The following is an 18,737-nucleotide window of genomic DNA, read 5'->3' as shown; positions in this document are numbered from 1 at the left end:
AGCGATCGTATTGGTACGCTGCTATTTGTTCTAATGAATAATTAGAGTAGTAGCTCTAGCTCATTTCTGCCCCGAAACAAGTTACGAAGCATTCAGGGAACTCTTCGCTAACCTGACGTTTGACCTACTTTTCTTATGCTACAAAGAATCAAGGTCATTGAAGACGAACCTCCTTGTTATTTAAATGAAGTATACAACTCATGTTCAATGCTCACTTTTGTCTCTTAGCTTATTACGCCATTTTGAAGGTGTTGTGCCATAGAACGTTTTGAACTGCCTGATGAAATGAGTTGTGTCTTGCCACCCAATTTTCGTAGTAATCTGTTCAACCGACATATTTGAGTACTGTAGAAGCTGCGCTGCTTTGGCTAGGCGCGCTGAAGTGATCCACATACCGACCGTAAAACCTGTTTCTGACTTTACAACTGATGCGACATGGGGAGATGTGCGACCCACAGCAGACGCAACGTCACTTAAGGATATAGGAGTAAGACTGTATTTTTGAATATAGTGTAATGCCTTTCCGACTAATGGCGACTTTGTGATCTTATTGTCTATTACAGTCGTCGCACGAACGACTTCTGCTAATATCAATACAATCAGGCTCCGTTGAACATCATTACTCATCGTTGTTTCAATATTGGTTTCTTGTTTTAAGGCTTCAAACCAAGAAGTTATACGTTGTTGAGCTGGAACATCTAAATGAGCCACAGGAGCACCTCCTGAACGAACCTCTGCGAAGGGGCGCATTATCTCTTGCATTTCGTTCAAACCATAGCTTTCAGCAGAGAAACCAAGTAGCCAATAGTCTAAATTACAACCCGCGACAGAACGATATGGTACTCCGTAGGGGACAATCGTAATGCTGCCAGTAACAGATTGAGTAGTGTAGCTTTGCTCCATTTTAAATGAGCCTTTTGTAGTAAAGAGCAAACCATAGTCTGGATTTACTGACACGGTTGAGCTTTCACTGTTTACGCCTTGCTCGTGGATTACATAGCAGGGTGGCAATGGTGTTTTTGGAAGCATGGATAACAACCTACAGTTCTTTTACAAGATCTTAATATCAGCCGATACTATCTCAATCTGTGCACTCAAACAACGCAGGGTCTTTGTATATATTAACCACACACAATCCTAGTAGCTTAAACAATAAAAAGAGATTCAGGTCGTAATATTTTTGGCTTACAGAACTAGAGGAAAGAAATAATGACTAAGACTTTAGCTTTGTGGGAGGAGCAGGATAAGCACAAAGGTGATCGCTGGGAGCTGTTTAAGGCGATCGGTGCTTTTATGACTCCTCGAAAAGTACTCTATCCTGGTAGTTATGTGGACATTTCACCATCATTCGTTTTTAACGATGTCACATATGTGGATCTTGATAAACGTGCTTCAAATTTTTTTGCTGATGAATGCACTGTTAAACAGATAGTTTTCGAGCATAAAGGGAACTCAGACCCAAATATACAGTTTATCCATGGTGACTATCGCTCACTGGAGTTAAACGAAGTTGAATTCGACTTACTAATATCTCTTTATGCAGGCTTTATTTCAGAACCGTGCGGAGAGCTTTTAAGAATAGGTGGAATCTTACTTGTTAACGCTAGCCACGGAGATGCAGCTTTAGCGGCTTTAGATCCAAGATTTAAGTTGATTGCTGTCGTTCTTCGAGACAATGGAATGTATGAGGTCAACGACGAAAATCTTAAGGATTATATGAAGCCCAAGAGGCCTGAAATCATGACACGAGAAAATATATTAGCATCTGGTCGTGCGATCCCATACACAAAATCACCATTTGCATATTTGTTTAAAAGAGCAAGTTAGTAATACAGAAAATTGTAGGAAATTATATGAGTTACAATGATTTAAACGACGGGGTCTGCATGAATTATTATCACGATGTTAACAATGCGAAGGCATATACTGAAATGTGTGATGGATATAATGCTGCTGAGCAATTGCATATGCTCTCAAAGGTTCTTTCTCCTGAGGATTCTGTTTTAGAGTTAGGCTCGGGGCCTGGTAATGATCTTGAAATTCTCGCTCAGAAATTTCGAGTTACAGGCTCTGATTATTCACCAGCTTTCGTGAATATTCTCAATAAACGGCTACCAGATGTACTTAGCTTAATACTTGATGCTGTAAAAATTGAAACAGAAGCTAGGTATAATGCAGTATATTCCAATAAAGTAATGCATCATTTAAGTGATACCGAATTGCGCCAATCTTTCCGCCGTCAAGCTGAGCTGCTTTTACCTGGAGGTTTCGTTTTCCATCTAGTCTGGCAAAAAATTCAAGCACCTGAAACAACTCATGGTCTATTGTTTCATCCGAGAAGTTTAGCCAAGATGAAAGAAGCAATGGGGCAGGAGTTTAACGTTGTTGAATCAAAGGTTTTTAGCGAATTCGAAGATGGGGATTCTCTTGCTATTCTCGCACGCAAAGTATTTCAGTCGTAGTAGTGATTGTTCTGTAGTGGGTTAATGAGATTTGTCAGCTATTTGTAGGCGACTCGCGTGATTTGGAATAGAAAAAGTTATCTGAAATAGAAGGCTTTCTATCTCGTCGTAACACGGAATTGTCCAAAAACATCACAACCTGAATTTTCACGCGTGGCATTTTCTAGCTCGAAAATGCCCCTAAGTTAGTTTGGCAATCTGATCTTAACGAAACAACTCATTCCTTCTTGCCTAAATTCAGCTAATGTGACGGAAGCCAAACACCAACCAAATTCAACTTCTTTCATAAATAATGATGATTGATTATCATGACCCCATGCATGAAGAGACTGTCAACGTGATGGCGATAGCGTATTATATGTATTGAACATGTTGAGCGAATCCATAAATCAAAATGTAATTTAATTACAAAGAAATAGATTAGTTATTATGTTGAAAGAGTTAAATGAGTTTAAGCTGGGAAAGTTTTCGGAATATTTGAAAGAAAATAGCAATGATATTGAATCTATAACTAATATCATTAAATCTACACTTACACGCCCTGATATATTGCAGATCAGAAATAGAAAGATACGAAAAGAGCGTGATAAATTTATAGAGAATTTAATTTTATTAACTTCCGAGTTAGATAGTAAAGTTAAAGAGGTCATTACTTCCAAAGTAAAGGTAATTAAAACTTCAGAAGAGTTATTTGATAATATATCGAAGATTATCGATGAATGTGATATAAGTGAAAGATCAATAAGCGCACAAGTATGGTCGCATTTGAAGCGTGTTGAAGAAGGGTTTGACTTAATTAATAAAAATATAGATGCTTTCCTTTGTAAAAAGCCAAAAACAAAGATGTTATCTCCTTACACGATTATTGAGAACGGCAATGGTGATTCTTTTTCTGCTGATGCAGAATCAGAAAATTTGATTAAATATTTATCAATCACTCTATTGTTATTAGGTTATAAATTCAAGATTTTTGATAATGGAAAAATAATACTACCTTTACAAGAAGGTGTGACTGAAGAAAGTATATTCCAAGCAGGATCTATAGAACTTTTTGCTCGTTCATGGAAGCAGTTGGAGGATGTTTGTCAAAGAAGTATATTGTTCGGTGGTGATGTGCTCTGGTTACAAGGTGATGATGTTCAGGCTGATGCAAGAAAACGTGGGTTCAAACAAACTTATCACTATGAAAGAGAAGAGTCGGAATATGAACTTTTCGACTCAATATCAATGGAACGACTTAAGAAAAAATCCCTTCAATATTACCTTGACATTTTATCAAATAAAGAAATAAGAAGTAAAGTGACATCTAGTCATGATGTAGTTGGTAAACTTTCTGATCGTATATTTTTAAACGAAAATGAAGTGTTAGCCTGTATAACTTTAGGAGATGTTTTTTGCGTAGATATCTTTTTAGATAAAAAAACATATAATGAATTAACTCTTTCTGAGTGGATAAGATCATATTTTATTTTTCAGTGGCTATCGGTGCAGGTAAGTAGAAAAAGTATTAATAATATTTTATCTCGCGAAGAAATTATAAATTATTTTGATGCAAAAGGAATTTCAAGAAATAAAAGTGAAGTGTTTATTGATTTGGTCACCTTCTCTCAAAGTTCACAAGACTTATATGATTGCCCTCTGATTAAGCTGGAAAATAATGATTATTATTTTGCTTACTATAGTTGCCTTAATTTTAGTGTTCCTAATGTTATATTATCTAGATTTTCATCTTTAGAAATAGAGTTAAGTGATAAAGGGGTCAATTTTGAATCTGACGTTGTTGATTTTCTCAAAGATGGTATTGGTAACTGCAATAGTTTTAAGTTTAAGCGTGAACTTGACGAATATGAGTATGATGCAGTATTTACATTAGATAATAAACTATTTATTCTCGAATGCAAAAATAGATCTCTATCATGGTACAACCCAGTAAAAGCTTTTCGGAACAAGGTATATCTTTTTGAAACAATTGAGCAAGTGTTAAGACTAAAGAATGCTCTAGCAACATATCCAGAAGTACTACAAGATAAGCTCGGTATTGATATATCAGAGTATGAAATTATCCCAGTTATCTTCAATTGCATGCCTTTCAGTTGGAAAGGTAAAATTAATGGTGTTTATGTAACAGATTACTCATCCTTCTCAAGGTTATTAAAAAGCTCAGAAATAAATTTGGTAATGACCAATGGACATGAGCAGAAGAAAAAAAGCACATCAAAATATAAGCAATGGAAAGGTTCTACTGTTTGTGCCGAAGACATCATCAATCATTTAAATAACCCAATTCAACTAACGCCATACATTTCTTCAAGGAAAGCATCAGGTTATTGGGGGGTTGCGAACAACGAAACTGCATTTACGTTGATAAATTATGAGGTAGACGTAACAGAATACCAAAGACAGGAGAAAAAGATGTTCGGCTCAACACCGAAAATCAAATCTAAACCTAAGGCTAAAAGTAATCGTAAGTCAATGATTAAAATTTCGAAAAAGAAAAATAGAAACAAATAGACATATAACGCACAAGAGCCTTCCTGCTATCAATATGTAATACGAATTTTTGGCTGCATCAGCAGCCAAAAATCAAACAATAAAATAAAGATATCTATTTAACTCTGTTATTGCCTCGAAAGTACAAAACAGCAGCTTCTGAGATAGTTCACGGTCAATTAAATTAACTTTTCCTAATTGATGAGATCGACATAATACTCAAACCACTAACGCTTTTCTGTCCAAAACCTTCACAGGCTGAATTTTTACCCGTGGTACATTCTACCTCAGAAATGCCCCAAAGTGAGTCAGATAGGGATTGAAGTCAGTTTCAAACCCAGCAACTTGCCTTACTTTTCCTCATGCCTAAATCTCTAATTATGTCGCCAAAACTTCTAACCCACTACAGACTGACCTTCAATCACAGTTACGTACGAATATGCTATTCAAGTATTTCTAAGCGATTGAATAGTATAGAACAAAATGGAAGTTCTTGATTGATAACGTGCCTCGAATAGGAAGCAATGTGTGTTTGCACGGTTTTCAACTAGAAAATCAGAATCATGTCATACTATATGCATATTTTTTAGTTGGTTAGGTACAATACTTGAGATATTCTGAATGTATGAACTCGTGCTGGCACGATATTAAAATGTTATGCAAAATGGAGGTGTTATGTTTATCAATTGGCTTAAAAAATATTTTTCGATAGAAAAAAGAATTGAATCTCATCCAAAATTTAGAGATGCATTTAAGATCGTAGGGTATGTTTTAGCTGGTGATAATACAACAATGGTCGAAGGTGTTGAAGCACAATATTCAAAAGCAGTCTTAATATTGTGTGTTCGTGATGCTCAAGAATATTATCAAGTTTGGGAGTCGGAAGAATATCTATACCATGAAGATGCATTGAATGTATTAAAAGCTGAATGCGGTCGTATTTCTGAGTTTATCGACAAACGAATTGAAATTTGTGATTTTTCGTCTAAAACAGAAAACCATGAAGTTGTTGATGTCTATAATGAAAATAACCGACAATATATTTTAGAATCAACAAATCTGTGAGATATCGCATAACAAATGCATCAACACGATTTGCTACACTCGGCGTTGTCAGTTTGCCTTTAGTTTCAGTGATTAAGGCGTTAAAATTCAACTAAGTCTGTATCGTAGCAAACGTGTTATGCAGGCGTTATGTGTTAAAGCAGCCTACAAAGTAAACTTAGGGCATTACACAATGTGGATTTGAATCCTAGCATATTTTTCAATCTAAACGAGCTTAACCATTTATTTAGAGAGGAGGTTGCTATGGTAAAACAGGTGCTTAACAAAGTCGGTGTCACAACCGCCCTAGTCACGTAGGGTGGCTATCGTTTTTTTCTTCGTTCCTAATCAAAGAATTAACATGGGTAGTATGTCTAAAAACGATTGCTAGGCTTCTGCCCTAAGTTTATTTGGCGCTTTAAGTGTATGGATTAATTAAATAAATTAGAACCCTAAAGGTGTGCAGGATGAAAACTAGAATAAAACTGAATAATGGTGAAGGGCGTTGTTGATCAAATCAGCTTGAGGTTCAACGACGCCATATTTGACTAATCGTTAGCTTCTAACAGGCATACCTAGTCCTATGACTTTGTTTATAGCTTTGACATTCGCCATGATTTCTCCCACTTGAGCGTTGTAACATCTCAAGCTCAATTTACCGCTGGTTAGTCCTTTATATCGAGACATTGCGGTCTCAGATATTGAGCGATAGTGGTAACCAGACTCAGATTTCCACTCCGTTATTGTTCCGTTTTTAAGAGCCTCTACAGCTTCATTTCTGGGATGCCCATCTTCCCAAAGAGCCGCATTCTTTCGAGGTGGTATCAACGGAGTACAGCCCTTATTTTTCAGAGTCTCATGGCAACTTTTTGTGTCATATGCTCCATCAGCAGATACTGTATGGATCTTTCTACGTAAAGGGTTGAGTAATGTTGGCAGCACTTCGTTATCGCCAACACTTACAAGACTGACTTCTGCACTAATGGCCTCATGAGTTTCTACATCAACAGCTAAGTGCAGTTTACGCCAAGTTCTGCGTTTTTCGGCGCCGTGCTTTTTCACTTTCCATTCACCCTCGCCAAAAACTTTGAGACCAGTCGAGTCAATGGCTATATGGCGAATAGCTCCTTTGGATTTATTGCGATATTTGACCTGAACTGTCTTCGAGCGTTTGCTGATACAGATGTAGTCAGGGGACGTCAGTGGAACATCCAATAGCTCAAAGATAGAATCAATAAAGCCTTGAAGAGCACGTAATGGTAATGAGAATACTCCTTTAATCATCAAGGCAGTTTCAATCGCTGTATCAGAGTGATGTGCACCATTAATACTGGACAGGGAGCTTAGTGACTTTCCATACTTATGCTAATTCGTGATTTGCTAATACCTGGTTATCCGAAACTCATTTCTGTCCAAAACCTTCACAGGCTGAATTTTTACCCGTGGTACATTCTACCTCAGAAATGCCCCAAAACTTGTTAGCTCAAATGCTCTACGTAATTTGGGGGGCGTGCGCTTTCCCTATCAAATCTAATCCGATGAAAGAGAGTCAGACCGAGCTTATTTTGGGCGTATGTAGGCTAAAAATCGTATTGCTCAGAATCCGCCGGAGTTATACGGAAACTTTCGGAAATTTCTGAAGTTCACATCCTAGGCTCTAGGCAATACGGGCATTAGATTGAGCGTGAGTATGATTAACGTTATGATTGGTTGCATATAATTAGGAAAAAAACCGTCGATAAAGCGTTAGGAAATTAGCTGGAGATATGTGATGGATGCATTTAAAAGCGGCTTGGCTTGCTATTGTCATCAGAGTCAAAATGAAGTTAATCGCATTAGACGATTTTCCCAATCAATAGATTCTCACTGGGAGTCGAAAGCAAACCGCTTAGACAGCGAACTTGAGAAATCGTTGGCAGAAACTACCTGCGAAGATCGGTATCAAGAGTTAGGCGAGACCTATGGAATGGTTTACTACGAAGACATAGTGAAGAGTGAGTGGATACACAAGCATAGTGTAGTAATTACTATTTCGAGCTTTGTCGAAAATTCCTTATATGAGCTATGTGAACTACTAGCATCACATAAAGGTCAGCCTCTAAAGTTACTTGAGAAGGGGAGACTATCGAAGGTAGAGAAGTGCCTACTCTACCTAAAAACCAATGCTCACCTTAGTCTTGCTGGCTGCAAAGAAGAAGCCGATGCAATGATTGTCGCCTATAAGTTACGGAATCAGATTATTCATAACAACGGCAAAGTGACCGATAGGTTTGAAAAGCAGAAGGCTCAATGGAAAGGCTTAGTTAAAGGCAGCTTAGGTTCCTATATTGAAATCGACAGTAAATTTGTTGCATGGTACTTAGAACAAGTTGCGTCGTTTTACCATAAATTGGCTCCGGAAGTGTCGTCATTTATACAGCGAACAAAAATTGCTTAACAGATAAGGATTAAGCGTTGCGTAGCCAAGGTAACGTGGTTCTGTCCAAAGACGTGCTGACGCCGATCTCGGCAAACACGTCTTTGCCCCGTTTCTTGTTGACGAAACTAAACCCACTCACTCTTACATTGAGAGCTTCCCATAGATTTCCTAATGCCAAACGTGAAGTGTATGGAAATGCCCCATTTTAACGCATTTTCTTGTTACTGCTTTTAGCGTGAACCATGATATCCTCATAAAAACATAAAGTTATGTTAGAAAGTAGTGTTCGTTAAATACATGAAAAATCCCAAAGTGGGATGTTTAATCACCCCACTTTGGTGATCTAATAAATTGTTAGCCTTTCTTCGACAGCTGCATATTAATTAATAGAGGTTTTCTTGAAACTAAAAGAACAAATCAGTCAAATTTTACTGACTAAATTAAACTCGATAATCAATCCCAAGTTTCACAATAAGTTCATCCTACTTCTGCTTACAGCTGGGCTTGGATTGCTTACTCCCAGTATCTTGAGTGTCTTAGTAAAATTTCAATTAATAACTGATGGTTTTGTAATCAATATTGAAGCAGGTGAAGCCACAAATAGCACTTTGGCACTTATCGGTTTAGCATTAGTTTCAATGTCGGTTTATCTATTGAGGTTGGTGAGAAAACAAGAACATGAGGTTTATATGTATGAAGAATCTCTAGATCACGATTTTTCAGTTAACTACTATATTTGTGAAGACTTTGATCATTTGAAAGAGTTGTGCTCAGGGGATTTAACAAATTTTCCTGAAGATAAAGCAATGTTATTAAATAATGATGTTTTAGATACAATTAATAGTATTATTTCTTCTCATCCTGACAAACATCGATGTACAAGTCATTTTACTACCGAAGATTTTGGTAGTGAGGAAAAGTACAAGAGTTTATATCCACATGCATCAAAGCCAAACAAAGCTCAGGCTAAACATGCTTACTTTAGTCTTGTTAGAGAATTAGACGAGAATGATAAAAAGTTTCTTTATGCTAAAGACTCAATCACCAAGTTGATGATTAATAGTAGTTTTTCTGGTCAACTTGGCTATGCTGGAGCCTATCCAAATGAATGCTGGGACGTCGAGTTTCAAGAAGAGCTTGTTGTAAGAAAACTATGGGTGCTGTTTCTATCTATTAAAAACAACTCGAATAAACTCGTTGATTTAGATTCTTTGTTAATTGATTTTAATAATAAAAATGAATTCTATGATTTCAAGTTAAATCCAGAGCAGAAGAAAGTGTTAACGCTACCAAAAATTATGCTGGAACCAGGCAAATGCGTTGTTATTCCTGTTAGCATTTTAGTACCACCTTTGACACCGTTATCACGCAAAAAAATTGTTCAACATCACGAAGATAGCTATGGTGAAAAAGTCTATGAAGTATTTGAAGAGTCTATAAAGCTTGAAGAAGATCAAACGTTTTTCGTTTACGGTGAGCAGTGGAATGTAAAACGCTTAAACTATCAAAAAGGTGGGCGTTCATTTTCAACAGACATCAGATGTTTTGAGCCAACAAATACATTTACTCTGAACGTAGGGTGGCAGATTGGTTCGTGTCCGCATTTATTTTGTATAAAAGCTGATAAGATCGTTTATGAAAGAGAACTGCTAGCATCTTGTGTGTCTAACGTTGGGGAAGACCTTTTTGTTGTCCCAAGCTCAGTCAGTCGGTTAGTCATAGCTGAAATTGAAGACGAGATTACAACTATTAAGTGTTTGAGTGTAAACGGTAACGCGTTAGTCCACGATCTTACCCTTAAAAAGGGAGATGCCTACGAGTTTAATGTAAACGAAGGGGACGTTGTAGAAATTGTGGGCTTGTATGAACCATACCTTAGTCAAATGAGTAACATTCCTGTTGGTAATAAACGAAACGATCTGATTTGTAACTATATACGAGGCTATAACAGGAAGGGCTAACTGAATCGGGCGTCAATTATCAATTTACAAAAGAGGATATAATGAACGGTATTTACTACAGAAATACATGTACGAATATACCCAATTGGGTAAATAATTTGCATGAAAAGCAGCCAATTGGATACGCGTATGAAACAGAAACTCACTTTGTTCATCTGTATGGCAAGGACGAGGGTCTAAATGTAATTTCTGTTGGACTTACAGCTATTGAAGCGAAGTCAGGTACTTTAGAAGAATGGGTTACTAAAGTATTTGGTGCTCAGGATATAAAAAGTCTGTCTCTACCTGTTGGGAATTCAACTCAAGGAGTATGGCGCCCATCGTTGTACTACTATCAGGATATTGAAAAAGCTCTCGATATTGACCTTTTTGAAAAAAGGTCTGCTGAGCAAGCGCTAAGAGTACTTATAGAGAAGCTAGACGACATACTGTTATACGTAGAACCTGATGCAAATGGTTTAAATTCCTATGGTCACAAAAGTAGAGAGCTTTTAATCTTAGCATGTACTGAGGTTGAAAACTCTTGGACTTCATTGTTCAAGAAAGCCAACATACCGCCAGCAAATGGTCGGATGTTTACTACTAATGACTACGTTAAATTGCTACCCAAAGCATGCTTGAATGAATTTGAAATAGCTTTTAAAAATTATAGTGGCTTGAGGAAATTTCAACCGTTTTTAAACTGGACAGCATCTAATCCTACAAGATCACTGTCATGGTACGACGCGTATAATAAGACTAAGCATGACCGTGGTACTTCATTCAATGCGGCTACACTTGAGAATGTAATGGATGCTATTGCTGCGAACGTAGCTATGTTTTGTGCTAAATACGGTCCATTTAGCTTATTTAATGACAACAACACACTTTCTTCTTTAATTAATCAGCATTTTAGTATTAACCTGATTAATAGCGATTTTTCAACGTATTACATACCTAAGATTACATTGCCTGCTGGAACTAGGGGCGACCTTTTTATATATGACTGTTATAGAGAAGGTCATCATAGCGGCTGGAATGTACAGCCTCTTGTACTTTAAAACAACTAACAAACGACTATAGCTTTAAGATACTTTTTCTAATCCAAATTTGGTACGTCATAATCCATACTCTAACGTGTTTTTGTCCAGAGGCTTCATAGACCTGAATTGTAAGCGCGTCATGAACCCCGCATTCTAATTAACCGGCACGAAGAATAAGATCATCTCTCCAACCCAAAGGAGAGTTGAAATGGCAAAACGACGCACCAACCTAGAATGGCAATCACTGTTTGAGCAATATGAAAGCAGCAGTGTTACCCAACGCGCTTTTTGTGAAGAGCATGGACTGAGTTTATCCACGTTCTTTGCCAAACGGCGTCAACTCCAAACAGCAAACCAATCGGGATCTGTCGGATTTGTTAGAGCCGAAATCGTCGAAAAGACAACCAAGTATCAGGCCCAGATAGCTACGGCTAACATGACACTTCTCATCAATGATGTGGAGCTGAGCATTCCTCAAGGTACGCCAGCGGCCTATCTTGCTGAACTCATTGGAGCGTTGTCATGAAAGGTATGCTCAGCGCGCCAGAGATTTACCTTTATCGTGAAAGCGTCGATTTTAGAAAGTCCATCAACGGTCTTGCAGCGATTGTCGAAAATGATACGGACCTACCTCTTGGCAGCGGTGCTCTATTTCTGTTCACCAATAAACAGCGCGATAAGATTAAGGTGCTGTACTGGGATAAAACAGGCTTCGCCCTCTGGTATAAACGCCTTGAAAAAGCCAAGTATAAGTGGCCTTCAAAAGAGAAAAATCAGGTGTTTACCCTCACTCAATTTGAGCTTGATAGACTGCTTTCTGGCTTCACAATTATCGGTCATGAACCCATCAAAATAAACGATTTTACAATGAGTTAATCGAGAATAAAGCCTTATTGACCAAGCGTTAACGGCACGATTTTAGTATAATCAATGCCATGAAAAAGACGCCAAATATCAACCCAGAAAGCCAAGATGTTGCCGAGCTACAAGCGATGGTGAAAGCCCTGATGCTCTCGCAAGAGCAGAAGGAATCGCAATGGAAACAAGAGCGTCAATCGCTGCTTGAACAACTCAAACTCGCCTTCGATCGCCAGTTCGCGAAACGCTCGGAGGCATTAAAGCCTTACGATGAATCACAAGGTGACCTCTTCAACGAAGCGGAATGTGAAGCCGTTAAAGAAGACGAGGTTGAGGTGACAACGACGACCACAACGAAAAAGCGCGGTAAACGTAAACCTCTGCCTAATACCTTGCCTCGTGAGGTTATCGAACTCGATTTAGACGACAATGAAAAGCAGTGTTCTTGTTGTAATCATAGCCTGCATAAAATCGGGGAAGACCGCAGCGAGAAGCTAGAGTTCACACCTGCGGTACTCAAGGTGTTGGAATATGTTCGCCCTAAGTACGCTTGCCGCCAGTGCGAGAAAACAGGTGATAGCAGCCGTATCGTTCAGAAGCCATCCCCTCAGAGTCTCATCCCTAAAAGCTTCGCCACAGAAAGCTTGCTGGCCAACATCATTCTAGGCAAATACCAATACGCGATGCCGCTTTATCGCCAAGAATCTCTGTTTACCCAGTCGGGTATCGAGCTATCACGCACCACCATGGCAAGGTGGGTCATCCAAGTCAGCGAGAAGTTCTCCCCGCTGTATGCAGCCTTGAAAGAGCACCTACTTCAGCAAGTGGTGGTTCAAGCGGATGAAACGCCGCTCAATGTGCTCAAAGAAGAGAAGAAGTGTTATATGTGGCTTTACTGCTCAGGCGCTGACTCGCCCGAAGCGGCACTGCCAAATGTGAAAAATATCGCCTTGTACGACTATCAAAACAGTCGTGCGAGGGCGTGCCCTATTGCCTTTTTAGGTGACTACAACGGTTATCTACAAACCGATGGCTACGCGGCCTATGATGGACTTCATCAAGTCACCAATGTGGGGTGCTTAGCGCATGCTCGTCGCAAGTTCATGGACGCGAAGAAGCTTCAAGGGAAAGGTAAGTCGGGCAAGGCTGATAAGGCGCTGGCTAAAATCCAAAAACTCTACGGGATAGAATCGCGCTTAAAAGGTGCGCCTGCCGAAGAGCGAAAAGCAGAGCGTCAAGCACTTGCCAAACCGATACTGGATGAGCTTTACCAATGGATGACAACCCAGAAGGTGATTGGCTCTAGCCCACTGGGCAAAGCGATAAAATACACGCTCGGGCAGTGGTCAAAGCTCATTCGTTATATCGACGATGGTCACTTATCTATCGATAATAATCGCGCTGAACGCGCAATTAAACCGCTGGTTATTGGCAGGAAGAACTGGCTATTCTCTAACACACCAAACGGTGCTGATGCGAGCGCGATGCTTTACAGCATCATCGAGACCGCGAAAGCCAACGGCCTTATCCTCTACGACTACATGGTCAAGTGCATGAAAGAATTAGCGAAAGCTGAGCCTGATATCGACGCACTCTTACCTTGGAACTTCAAACACTGACAAGTCGCCCCGTGGGTTCATGGGGCGGATACCCTGAATTTTGACTCGTGGCACTTTCTAACTCAAAAGTGTCTTATTGGCTTCATGAGGTGCATAGTTAAGCACAATACTTTCTGAAATTAACGTTACCATAAGGTATAAAATTCCTGCTATGGCATCTCGTTTAGTGCGTTAATCTGGTGTTTCAAACCATCTATAAAAACATCAACATACCTATTAAAACTCTCATCCATCGGTTTGTCATAGCCATTTTGCCAGCGTAAAATGAAAGAAGCATTCATCATTTGAGGTAGAAAACGAGTTAAGTTTGGATACTCACTATTTTCTACCTTCTTAGCCTCCCCTCTTAACTTAGCTTCCCATTCATCCGCATTATCTAGCGGTAAATGACCGAACTCCATGGTTACGAAACCACACATTGATGCAATTACTGTGTTGTACATAGGGACTATATGAGACGGCGGACAATTTGCATCCAAAAGAGCAGCTATAATTCCATCTAGCAATCTAGGATCTTGATACGCATTTGCCAGAAGTCGCCCTCCTATCAAATCTGCGATGTGGGGATGGTGTTTTACTGCACCTCTGTAGTTTTGGAATAACAGGGTCAACCAGACGTGCCAATCCAGGTTACCGTAGTTAGGTGTGACACTAGACATCACTGTATTTGCAATTTCACCTAACAGTGTGTTTTTGTTTTTAAAATACCAATAGATAGCTGTTGGATAGGTATCTAACCGTTTAGCTACGTCTCGAATACTAAACGTATCGATTCCTTTCTCCGCAATAAGATTCAGTGCTACCTCGATTATAATTTCCTTAGAGAGAGGTGTTGTATTTGCTTTTCTTTTCATAAAGGTACCGCTATCTATAAAGTACTTGCTAAAGGGAGGTCTGCTTTTTAGACAGATTGAACGAACTTCTAATGTTAAAAGTATCGTAAACAATATTTAATTTGGTAATCAAGCGGCTACCTTTGTCGACTTCTAACACATCGACAACATTAAAAGGTGCAGGTTCACCATTGGCAAGTGTCCAGTCAAAGTAGAACCAGATAGATATCAAATCTGTACAGTCACGAGTTGATTTCCCTTCCATTACGCCCTTCAAGGTTAGCTTTGAACTGCTCGTATCTTCAAACAATTCAGGATAAAAGTCTGCTGCCTTACGTTCACCGTAAAGTGGTGAACTCACCAACGCATCTGGCGTGAAAAGCGATAGTACTTTTTCAATGTTTGCTTCTTCAAGTGCTTCAAGGTATTTGTTTGCTATCGTATTGGCATTCATGATTTTACTCTATTGTTCAGTGTGCAATTCTATATTGTACACTGAACAATAATGAGAGCAAGCTTGAGTTTGTAGCTGTTTAATAGAATGAAAGGTGCTGCATTAACAATGAATGCACTCCTGCATTAAATGCATAAATATTTCGCATCGTTGACTGTAATTGGAAGGTTTTGTCCAAAAGCTTCTCAGGTGTCGTCTACTCGACCAAAGTGTGGTAAAGCAATAACTAAATAGAGAGTTCAGACAGGATCTCTGTTTTTCATTGCAGTCATTTCAATGACTGTTTTATTGTAAACTACAATTCACTTTAAGATTTTTATAGTAAAATAGTTTTTACTATAATTATTTCTAACCTATTACTTTGACATTTAAATTTTGGTAAATTAATATTTACCTTATTATATTTACGGCAAAGGTTAATTTACTATGGGAAGAGGTAACATTCAGGTTAGCACTGTTGCTAGTGCCGCACTAACTCATTTTGCCACGATGCTTACAATCCAGCGTAAGGAAAAGAAAATCACTGTAGAAGAGACTTGTTCCCGAGTTGGGGTATCTAAGCCCACTATGATAAAGATTCTTAAAGGTGATCCGTCTGTAAGTATCGGACTCTACTTCGAAACTGCTTGGGTATTAGGTGTTCCTTTATTTGAACCCGATGAAAACCAGTTTGCTATTAAACGTAAAACAAATGCGAAAATTGAGGCATTACTGCCTAATCGAGTAAGAAGGAAAAAGGTAATTTTAGATGATGACTTCTAGTAATCAATGCTTCGTTTGGAAATGGCTTAAAGGACAATCAGAGCCTGTGGTAGCAGGTAGACTCACTATTGATGAAACTGGCCAACATTTTACGTACGGTCAGTCTTACTTGAAACGTTCAGATGCAGAACCAATTTACTCAAATGAATTACCGCTTTCTGCTGGTACTAAGGAACCAGTTCAAGGTATGCCTATATTCTCTTGCTTGCGTGATGCAGCTCCAGATGCTTGGGGACGTAGGGTCATTAATTCTCGGTTGATGGGCAAAGACTACGATGCTGAGTTAGGCGAAATGACGTATTTGATGCATTCCGCTTCAGATCGGATCGGTTCTCTCGATTTTCAAGAATCGGCCACTGAGTATTTTGATCGTTCTACTGATGCGGCAACTCTTGAAGAATTATACAATGCGTCTGAAATCGTCGGTCAAGGTAAGGAAATCTCTTCGGATTTGGATAGAGCACTTATGCATGGTACATCCCTCGGAGGTGCTCGCCCGAAAGCGATGATCACTGGTAATGAAGCTAAGTATATTGCTAAGTTTTCAGCATCAAATGATACTTACGAAGTTGTACAATCAGAATACGTAGCAATGAGGCTTGCCAAGTTAGCAGGACTCAATGTTGCCGAAGTTATTTTTGAAAAAGTATTAGGAAAAGATGTTCTTCTTGTAAGACGCTTTGATAGAGCGTTAGTTGGTGACGTTTGGTGTCGTCGCTCAATGGTGTCCGGGCTGACAGTTTTAGGCTTAGATGAAACATGGGCTAGAGAGGCATCTTACGCAGACCTAGTGAACAATATGAAGCAGTATTGCATCGATTTTACCTCTGATAGCCAAGAGCTATTTGCACGGATGGTATTTAATGTACTGATCGGTAATACGGATGACCATGCTCGAAATCATGCTTTCTTTGTAGAAGGGGAGAAAATATCCCTGTCACCGGCTTATGATATTTGTCCACAAAACCGTACAGGTGGGGAGGCGAGTCATGGAATGAAGATCTTCGAAAATCTTAATTTATCTCTGTTATCACTTTGTATGCAAGCAGCACCAAGTTTCAATATTAAGGCTGAAAAAGCAGAAGAAATTATTAGGTTTCAAATTTCTACGATTACCCAAGAGTTTGAATCCGTGTGTAACGAAGTAGATGTCCCTGAAGTTACGCGAAAGTTACTTTTCAAACGTGTGATATTGAATAACTACATATTCAATGAAATGGAACATTTAAAGCCGCAAGATGGTCATTAAGTAGAATACATGGAATATCTAAATAAACAATGTCCGTACGACATGATGGGTTTTGTCGCAAAGTTTTGCGTTGTCGGTTAAGATTTACTCAATCTTTACCTAATACTCTGAATCTCAATGTTTAAAGGTTGCCACTTCCCCTCTGAAGTTATTCTCGAAACCGTACGTTATTATCTCGCCTATAAACTCAGTTATCGTGAAATTGAAGAGATACAATTGGAGCGCGGAGTCGTTGTGGATCAGGCCACTATTAATCGTTGGGTTATCAAATTTACGCCAGTATTAGAGCACAGAGCGAGGTGTAGAAATAAGCCCGTATCTGGCTCGTGGCGAATGGGTGAAACCTACATCAAAGTCTTTGCGCTCAAAAACATAGCGTCTGGAGCGCTTTATCTTTTGATAAACGCGATCAACTGCTGTCATTTGAACCTCCTAACTTTCATACGTGTTCGTAATATAACGCAACCTTATTATGACAGGAAGAAATACGGCAAACTCAAAGGGGATAATACGGCAAAAATAACGAATAAATATTATTAACCTATTGTTTTATAAAAATCATTTCAAGGTCATTAAAAATGACCTTTCTAAAATCAACACTCCAACCTTACTATGAGTCTATCCCCTCAGAGATGTTCAGAGCCTCCTCAATTTCTACGCCTAAATAGCAAATGGTATTATCCAACTTAACATGGCCAAGTAATAGTTGCACAGCGCGAATGTTTTTGGTTCTCGCCTAAATTAACGTCACCTTGGTACGGCGCATCGAGTGGGTACCATAGAGATAGGGATCGTAGCCGAGTTCCGTTACCCAGCGGAAAATGATGGTGGCGTAGCTGCTACAACTAATTGCTTTACCCTGCCTTCGAGGACTTGGGAAAATAGAGTCTGGTGCAGAGAGTTGGCTGTGCAGTGCGTGAAGTGAGCTCAAACTGTACCCCTCTGGCTGTAAAGCACGCGATCTTGAATCGCACCACCAGAAGAGATATCCCTCACTTTCATTCTAAGTAAGTCACAAGAACGTAACTTGCAATCGATAGCGAGATTGAGCAAGGTCGATTTCAAGCCTAGTGCGAATTCGCCAGATATCTTCAAGCTTGAAGGACTTTTTCTGCCCTGTTAGATGACCTTTCTTCGTCCACATAATTGACCTCCAATCTAAACCAGCTCATCTGCATACGCAGGTAATTATATAAAAAGTACTGCATTTAACTCTCAAGGAACCACTATGCCTAGACCTAAACGCGCGTCCGGCAACCACTTTACCCGTGGCGGACAAATTACTTTTCACTCCATTCGGATGTTCTTTCAAGTCAACAACACCTTAGTCTACGCCGCCATTTGGTCGGTGATAGCACTCACTGGTGTTCTAACCTGGCTACGCGCTCCTGATAACGCCTTTTGGTCTGTGTTCTACTACTGGCGCAATCATATCTATGCCAGCTTTGGGCACGATCTTAACAGCGAAGTCACGACGTTCTGGAGCGGGAAACGCTACGTTGGTACGCTCGCCTCCCAACTGGAAAACACCCAACTCATCGACCTCTACGATAACGTGATACAC

General features: G+C 39.3%; 15 protein-coding genes and 5 pseudogenes. 14 read left to right on the top strand and 6 right to left on the bottom strand.

All coding sequences use genetic code 11. From position 1 onward, the window contains the following. Nucleotides 1-204: 204 nt before the first annotated feature. Entirely contained in the window at nucleotides 205-1,029 is an 825-nt protein-coding gene (locus AB4653_RS02620) for an AraC family transcriptional regulator (RefSeq protein ID WP_102258276.1), read from the bottom strand. Nucleotides 1,030-1,209: 180 nt separating this feature from the next. Here AB4653_RS02620 and AB4653_RS02615 point away from each other — a divergent pair, with 180 nt between their 5' ends. The 4 genes from AB4653_RS02615 (at nucleotide 1,210) to AB4653_RS02600 (ending at nucleotide 6,017) form a co-directional block, all read left to right on the top strand. Continuing rightward, nucleotides 1,210-1,827 carry a hypothetical protein gene (locus tag AB4653_RS02615; RefSeq protein ID WP_102258275.1) on the top strand — a complete coding sequence of 206 codons (618 nt, stop codon included), beginning with the start codon at nucleotides 1,210-1,212 and terminating at the stop codon, nucleotides 1,825-1,827. 26 nt (nucleotides 1,828-1,853) lie between these two features. Next, nucleotides 1,854-2,462, top strand: coding sequence for a trans-aconitate 2-methyltransferase (locus AB4653_RS02610; protein ID WP_017041545.1), 609 nt, complete (start codon nucleotides 1,854-1,856; stop codon nucleotides 2,460-2,462). Nucleotides 2,463-2,891: 429 nt separating this feature from the next. Next, nucleotides 2,892-4,973, top strand: coding sequence for a hypothetical protein (locus AB4653_RS02605; RefSeq protein WP_102258457.1), 2,082 nt, complete (start codon nucleotides 2,892-2,894; stop codon nucleotides 4,971-4,973). Between the two features lie 654 nt (nucleotides 4,974-5,627). Beyond that, on the top strand, nucleotides 5,628-6,017 hold the full coding sequence (locus AB4653_RS02600; RefSeq protein ID WP_102258456.1) for a hypothetical protein: 390 nt from the start codon (nucleotides 5,628-5,630) through the stop codon (nucleotides 6,015-6,017). A gap of 534 nt (nucleotides 6,018-6,551) precedes the next feature. Here the strand turns inward: AB4653_RS02600 and AB4653_RS02595 are convergent. Further along, nucleotides 6,552-7,319 (bottom strand): annotated as a pseudogene (locus tag AB4653_RS02595) (IS5 family transposase); the annotation flags it as partial. 448 nt (nucleotides 7,320-7,767) lie between these two features. Between AB4653_RS02595 and AB4653_RS02590 the strand changes: the two are divergent. The 6 genes from AB4653_RS02590 (at nucleotide 7,768) to tnpC (ending at nucleotide 13,875) form a co-directional block, all read left to right on the top strand. Beyond that, nucleotides 7,768-8,433: a hypothetical protein gene (locus AB4653_RS02590; RefSeq protein WP_017103494.1), complete on the top strand. Its 666-nt coding sequence runs from the start codon at nucleotides 7,768-7,770 to the stop codon at nucleotides 8,431-8,433. Nucleotides 8,434-8,813: 380 nt separating this feature from the next. After that, complete coding sequence (locus AB4653_RS02585; RefSeq protein WP_102258454.1) at nucleotides 8,814-10,376, top strand: hypothetical protein; 1,563 nt, start codon at nucleotides 8,814-8,816, stop codon at nucleotides 10,374-10,376. A 41-nt stretch (nucleotides 10,377-10,417) separates the two neighbouring features. Continuing rightward, entirely contained in the window at nucleotides 10,418-11,416 is a 999-nt protein-coding gene (locus AB4653_RS02580) for a hypothetical protein (protein ID WP_102258453.1), read from the top strand. Between the two features lie 190 nt (nucleotides 11,417-11,606). After that, nucleotides 11,607-11,924, top strand: a complete 318-nt coding sequence (gene tnpA / locus AB4653_RS02575; protein ID WP_102258483.1) for an IS66 family insertion sequence element accessory protein TnpA — start codon at nucleotides 11,607-11,609, stop codon at nucleotides 11,922-11,924. Next, nucleotides 11,921-12,274, top strand: a complete 354-nt coding sequence (tnpB, locus tag AB4653_RS02570) for an IS66 family insertion sequence element accessory protein TnpB (RefSeq protein WP_102258482.1) — start codon at nucleotides 11,921-11,923, stop codon at nucleotides 12,272-12,274. The genes tnpA and tnpB overlap by 4 nt, the downstream gene beginning before the upstream one ends. A 59-nt stretch (nucleotides 12,275-12,333) precedes the next feature. Then, the gene (gene tnpC, locus AB4653_RS02565) at nucleotides 12,334-13,875 is read left to right on the top strand and encodes an IS66 family transposase (RefSeq protein WP_102258481.1); all 1,542 of its coding nucleotides are present in this window, start codon (nucleotides 12,334-12,336) and stop codon (nucleotides 13,873-13,875) included. A 149-nt stretch (nucleotides 13,876-14,024) separates the two neighbouring features. Here tnpC and AB4653_RS02560 read toward each other — a convergent pair whose 3' ends face one another. After that, nucleotides 14,025-14,729: a TetR/AcrR family transcriptional regulator gene (locus tag AB4653_RS02560; RefSeq protein ID WP_017103707.1), complete on the bottom strand. Its 705-nt coding sequence runs from the start codon at nucleotides 14,727-14,729 to the stop codon at nucleotides 14,025-14,027. A gap of 28 nt (nucleotides 14,730-14,757) precedes the next feature. Next, nucleotides 14,758-15,162 (bottom strand): nuclear transport factor 2 family protein, encoded by a 405-nt coding sequence (locus tag AB4653_RS02555; protein ID WP_017100096.1) that lies wholly within the window; start codon nucleotides 15,160-15,162, stop codon nucleotides 14,758-14,760. A gap of 426 nt (nucleotides 15,163-15,588) precedes the next feature. Here AB4653_RS02555 and AB4653_RS02550 point away from each other — a divergent pair, with 426 nt between their 5' ends. The 3 genes and pseudogenes from AB4653_RS02550 to AB4653_RS02540 all read left to right on the top strand — a co-directional run. Beyond that, entirely contained in the window at nucleotides 15,589-15,924 is a 336-nt protein-coding gene (locus tag AB4653_RS02550) for a helix-turn-helix transcriptional regulator (RefSeq protein ID WP_017100095.1), read from the top strand. Continuing rightward, complete coding sequence (locus AB4653_RS02545) at nucleotides 15,911-17,173, top strand: type II toxin-antitoxin system HipA family toxin (protein WP_017100094.1); 1,263 nt, start codon at nucleotides 15,911-15,913, stop codon at nucleotides 17,171-17,173. Before AB4653_RS02550 ends, AB4653_RS02545 begins: the two co-directional genes overlap by 14 nt. Before the next feature lie 117 nt (nucleotides 17,174-17,290). Further along, nucleotides 17,291-17,530 (top strand): annotated as a pseudogene (locus AB4653_RS02540) (IS6 family transposase); the annotation flags it as partial. Here AB4653_RS02540 and AB4653_RS02535 read toward each other — a convergent pair. Together AB4653_RS02535 and AB4653_RS02530 are read right to left on the bottom strand one after the other, a co-directional pair. Continuing rightward, a pseudogene (locus AB4653_RS02535) lies at nucleotides 17,522-17,596 on the bottom strand (S-adenosylhomocysteine hydrolase); the annotation flags it as partial. The pseudogenes AB4653_RS02540 and AB4653_RS02535 overlap by 9 nt on opposite strands. Nucleotides 17,597-17,783: 187 nt before the next feature. After that, nucleotides 17,784-18,317 (bottom strand): annotated as a pseudogene (locus AB4653_RS02530) (integrase). An 84-nt stretch (nucleotides 18,318-18,401) separates the two neighbouring features. Between AB4653_RS02530 and AB4653_RS02525 the strand changes: the two are divergent. Continuing rightward, a pseudogene (locus AB4653_RS02525) lies at nucleotides 18,402-18,737 on the top strand (type IV conjugative transfer system coupling protein TraD); the annotation flags it as partial.

Source organism: Vibrio sp. 10N.222.48.A3, assembly GCF_041475345.1.
GTDB lineage: Bacteria > Pseudomonadota > Gammaproteobacteria > Enterobacterales > Vibrionaceae > Vibrio > Vibrio tasmaniensis_A.
Note: the sequence above shows the minus strand (reverse complement) of the source record. Positions and strands in the feature narration are given on the sequence as shown.

Bases quoted from the DNA above. Each gene is read 5' to 3' on its own strand.
- tnpB (WP_102258482.1), top strand. From the start codon at position 11,921: ATGAAAGGTATGCTCAGCGCGCCAGAGATTTACCTTTATCGTGAAAGC.
- AB4653_RS02550 (WP_017100095.1), top strand. From the start codon at position 15,589: ATGGGAAGAGGTAACATTCAGGTTAGCACTGTTGCTAGTGCCGCACTA.
- tnpA (WP_102258483.1), top strand. From the start codon at position 11,607: ATGGCAAAACGACGCACCAACCTAGAATGGCAATCACTGTTTGAGCAA.
- AB4653_RS02555 (WP_017100096.1), bottom strand. From the start codon at position 15,162: ATGAATGCCAATACGATAGCAAACAAATACCTTGAAGCACTTGAAGAA.
- AB4653_RS02580 (WP_102258453.1), top strand. From the start codon at position 10,418: ATGAACGGTATTTACTACAGAAATACATGTACGAATATACCCAATTGG.
- AB4653_RS02615 (WP_102258275.1), top strand. From the start codon at position 1,210: ATGACTAAGACTTTAGCTTTGTGGGAGGAGCAGGATAAGCACAAAGGT.
- AB4653_RS02620 (WP_102258276.1), bottom strand. From the start codon at position 1,029: ATGCTTCCAAAAACACCATTGCCACCCTGCTATGTAATCCACGAGCAA.
- AB4653_RS02600 (WP_102258456.1), top strand. From the start codon at position 5,628: ATGTTTATCAATTGGCTTAAAAAATATTTTTCGATAGAAAAAAGAATT.
- tnpC (WP_102258481.1), top strand. From the start codon at position 12,334: ATGAAAAAGACGCCAAATATCAACCCAGAAAGCCAAGATGTTGCCGAG.
- AB4653_RS02610 (WP_017041545.1), top strand. From the start codon at position 1,854: ATGAGTTACAATGATTTAAACGACGGGGTCTGCATGAATTATTATCAC.
- AB4653_RS02560 (WP_017103707.1), bottom strand. From the start codon at position 14,729: ATGAAAAGAAAAGCAAATACAACACCTCTCTCTAAGGAAATTATAATC.
- AB4653_RS02605 (WP_102258457.1), top strand. From the start codon at position 2,892: ATGTTGAAAGAGTTAAATGAGTTTAAGCTGGGAAAGTTTTCGGAATAT.
- AB4653_RS02545 (WP_017100094.1), top strand. From the start codon at position 15,911: ATGATGACTTCTAGTAATCAATGCTTCGTTTGGAAATGGCTTAAAGGA.
- AB4653_RS02590 (WP_017103494.1), top strand. From the start codon at position 7,768: ATGGATGCATTTAAAAGCGGCTTGGCTTGCTATTGTCATCAGAGTCAA.